This is a genomic window from Robertmurraya korlensis, assembly GCF_023715225.1.
GTDB lineage: Bacteria > Bacillota > Bacilli > Bacillales > Cytobacillaceae > Robertmurraya_A.
The window spans coordinates 1-662 of the sequence record NZ_JAMBNS010000046.1; the positions used below are offsets into that span (position 1 = coordinate 1).

At 48.8% G+C, this 662-nt stretch carries 5 tRNA genes; all 5 read left to right on the forward strand.

Annotation, left to right across the window (positions count from 1 at the left end):
- The first annotated feature begins 51 nt into the window (after positions 1–51).
- A tRNA-Lys gene (locus M3175_RS24000) sits at positions 52–127 on the forward strand.
- Between the two features lie 27 nt (positions 128–154).
- Positions 155–239, forward strand: a tRNA-Leu gene (locus M3175_RS24005).
- A gap of 34 nt (positions 240–273) precedes the next feature.
- Positions 274–348 (forward strand) — tRNA-Gly (locus tag M3175_RS24010).
- Between the two features lie 10 nt (positions 349–358).
- Positions 359–447: transfer RNA gene (locus M3175_RS24015), tRNA-Leu, on the forward strand.
- Between the two features lie 90 nt (positions 448–537).
- Positions 538–614 (forward strand) — tRNA-Arg (locus M3175_RS24020).
- Positions 615–662: the final 48 nt, after the last annotated feature.

Consider the following 662-nt stretch of genomic DNA (forward strand, 5'->3'; position numbering starts at 1 on the left):
TGTAATCAGTAGGTTGGGGGTTCAAGTCCTCTCACCGGCACCACTTATACCGAGCCATTAGCTCAGTCGGTAGAGCATCTGACTTTTAATCAGAGGGTCGAAGGTTCGAGTCCTTCATGGCTCACCATTTTTTTGAGTAATAACATATCATTATGCGGGTGTGGCGGAATTGGCAGACGCACTAGACTTAGGATCTAGCGCCGCAAGGCGTGGGGGTTCGACTCCCTTCACCCGCACCATAGTTTTTTGCGATAGCAAAATAACTTTCCATATGCGGAAGTAGTTCAGTGGTAGAATACAACCTTGCCAAGGTTGGGGTCGCGGGTTCGAATCCCGTCTTCCGCTCCAGAACGTACTTGCCGGGGTGGCGGAACTGGCAGACGCACAGGACTTAAAATCCTGCGGTAGGTGACTACCGTACCGGTTCGATTCCGGTCCTCGGCACCAAGGATTTTTACAAAGTAAAATATCCAAAGCTTTTTGCACTAGCAAAATAGCTGTCCTTAACACACTAATATAAGCAACATTACAATGCATGCGCCCGTAGCTCAATTGGATAGAGCGTCTGACTACGGATCAGAAGGTTATGGGTTCGACTCCTTTCGGGCGCGCCATATTAGATTTAATCGGGGAGTAGCTCAGCTTGGTAGAGCACTTGGTTT